Source organism: Streptomyces botrytidirepellens, from assembly GCF_003721215.1.
In the GTDB taxonomy this organism is placed as follows: domain Bacteria; phylum Actinomycetota; class Actinomycetes; order Streptomycetales; family Streptomycetaceae; genus Streptomyces; species Streptomyces himastatinicus.
The window spans coordinates 1-2,332 of sequence record NZ_RIBZ01000511.1 but is presented as its reverse complement, the minus strand read 5'-3'; the positions used below and the strand labels follow the sequence as shown (position 1 = coordinate 2,332).

4 protein-coding genes are annotated in these 2,332 nt (G+C 75.9%); 2 read left to right on the top strand and 2 right to left on the bottom strand.

The window, feature by feature from the left end; translation table 11 throughout:
• Positions 1–170, top strand: a 170-nt coding sequence (locus tag EEJ42_RS54870) for a DUF8185 domain-containing protein (RefSeq protein ID WP_484422018.1), incomplete at its 5' end; no start/stop codon positions are given.
• Positions 171–199: 29 nt separating this feature from the next.
• Here the strand turns inward: EEJ42_RS54870 and EEJ42_RS32145 are convergent.
• The gene (locus EEJ42_RS32145) at positions 200–604 is read right to left on the bottom strand and encodes a globin (RefSeq protein ID WP_009717881.1); all 405 of its coding nucleotides are present in this window, start codon (positions 602–604) and stop codon (positions 200–202) included.
• Positions 605–721: 117 nt separating this feature from the next.
• Between EEJ42_RS32145 and EEJ42_RS32140 the strand changes: the two genes are divergently transcribed.
• Complete coding sequence (locus EEJ42_RS32140) at positions 722–1,765, top strand: methyltransferase domain-containing protein (protein WP_184503371.1); 1,044 nt, start codon at positions 722–724, stop codon at positions 1,763–1,765.
• Between the two features lie 90 nt (positions 1,766–1,855).
• On the opposite strand, the gene EEJ42_RS32135 is transcribed toward EEJ42_RS32140, so the two are convergent.
• The coding region (locus EEJ42_RS32135; RefSeq protein ID WP_148082093.1) for an FHA domain-containing protein at positions 1,856–2,332 on the bottom strand (477 nt) is incomplete at its 5' end.

Here is a 2,332-nt window from a genome sequence, read left to right as displayed (position 1 = left end):
GGGCGGGCGCGCCCGCCGCCACCGGCTCCCGCGGTGCCACCGCCCTCGCCCCGCAGACCGAGCCGCTCGGGCTGCTCGCCGCGGGCGGCTGGCTGCGGCTGCGCACCCCGTACGGCTCGATCGCGGTGCGTACGTCCGGGCTGTCCGGGCTGTCCGTGACCCCCGCCTAGGGCGGTCTCGGCGCCGGCCCTGGGCGGCCTCAGCCCTCCGTGTTGACCATGGAGGCGGCCGCGTAGGTGAGGTAGTTCCACAGCTGGCGCTCCAGGTCGGGCGCCAGCTCCAGCTCGTCGACCGCGTCCCGCATGTGCTTCAGCCAGGCGTCATGGGCCGCACGGTTCACGGTGAACGGCGCGTGGCGCATGCGCAGCCGCGGATGGCCGCGGTTGTCGCTGTAGGTGCGGGGCCCGCCCCAGTACTGCATGAGGAAGAGCACCAGCCGCTCCTCCGCCGGGCCCAGATCGTCCTCGGGGTACATCGGCCGGAGCAGCGGGTCCTCCGCGACCCCCTGGTAGAAGCGTCGGACCAGGCGCCGGAAGGTCTGCTCGCCGCCGACCAGCTCGTAGAAGGTCTGCTCCTGAAGTGTGCCGCGCGGAATGTCTTTCACGCCTCCATGCTCTCAGACCACCCGGCCTAGGTAAGGGGGCGTAGGCCCCGCCCGGCCAAGGGGCCCGCCCGGCGGACGGAGGTAGCGGGGCGGAGGCGCGCGCAGGACAGTGGAGGCATGGGCGGCGCGGGCGTGACGGAGACGGGCGGCGGGCGCGGACGGACGGGCGACCGGCCCGATCGTCACGCCGAGGCGGCCGCCGTGGCACGGGCCGGGCTCGTCCGGGAGATGACGGCGGGCGGCGGGCTCACCGATCCGCGGTGGCGGGCGGCGTTCGAGGAGGTGCCGCGCCATCTGTTCGTGCCGTATTACTACGAGGCGGGCGGGGCGGACGACGAGGGCGGGGCGGCGCTCACCACCCGGCTGTGGCGGGACGACCGGAACCCGCTGCGCCGGGCCCGCTGGCTGGCCGGGGCGTACGCCGACGCGCCCCTGGCGACGCGGGTACGCGACGGCGAGCTGATCTCCTCCAGCAGCCAGCCGTCCCTGATGGCCCGGATGCTCGATGCGCTGCGGGTGCGGGACGGGGACCGGGTGCTGGAGATCGGCGCGGGCACCGGCTACAACGCGGCGCTGCTCGCCCATCGGCTCGGCGACGCCCGGGTGACGACCGTCGACCTCGACCCGGAGATCACCGAGGCCGCCCGCCGACATCTCGCCGCGGCCGGATTCCGCCCGGCCGTCATCACCGGTGACGGGGCGCGCGGCTGTCCCGCGCGTGCCCCCTACGACCGGATCATCGCGACGTGTGCCCTGCCGTCCGTGCCGTCCGCGTGGCTCGGACAGTGCCGGCCCGGGGCACTGGTGCTGATGCCGCTGGCCACCGGGCTGATCGTGCTGCGGGTCCGCGACGCCCAGCATGCGGAGGGCCGGTTTCTGGCCACTCCCGCGTACTTCGTCCCGCTGCGCGGCAGCGGACCGCCGCGCGGTGTCCCCACGCACGGGCTGCCGTCGTGGCCGCTGCTGGACGACTCGTTCCGCTTTCTGCTGAACCTGGCCGCGGACCGGCTGGAGCCGGTCGAGGCGCTGGCGCTGTGGGAGCACGAGGGGCGCCCGGGGCGCGAACGCTACGGGGTCACGGTGCGGGGCGAGCGCCAGTGGGCCTGGCTGGACGACGCGGAGGGCGCGTACGCCTGGCCGCTGGGCGCGGAACTCACCTGATGCGGCCCGGCCCCGCGGCCGGACTGGGGCCGGGGCCGGGACTGGGGCCGGGGCGAAACGCGCCCCGGCCCATGAGCCGAACCAGGAGCCTCAGCCGCGGCGGACGGTGATCGTCGTCCAGGCGCCGACGTGCACCCGGTCGCCGTCCTGGAGCGGTACCGGCACATACGGCTGGATCGGCTCCTCGCCGCCGTTGATCGTCGTGCCGTTCGTCGAGTCCTGGTCGACGACCGCCCAGCCGCCGTCCGGCTGCTGGACGAGGACCGCGTGCTGGTGCGAGACGCCCGGGTCCTCGGGGGCGCGCCCGAGGTCGATGTCCGGGGCCTCGCCCGTGCTGTGGCGGCGGCGGCCGATGGTGATCTGCTGGCCGTTGAGCGGCAGTTGCTGCTCGGGGGAGTACGCCGGGAGGTTCAGCCCGGCGGCCTCCGGGCCGCTGCGGTGCATCATCGCCGTGAAGTAGTCACGGTCCGGCGCGACGACCGCCGTCCAGTTCCCGGGCCCGGCCGGGGGCGGCGGCGTGTGCCCGCCGCCCTGTCCGTACGGGCCGGGCGGCGGGGGCGCGCCGGG

Bases quoted from the DNA above. Each gene is read 5' to 3' on its own strand.
- EEJ42_RS32140 (WP_184503371.1), top strand. From the start codon at position 722: ATGGGCGGCGCGGGCGTGACGGAGACGGGCGGCGGGCGCGGACGGACG.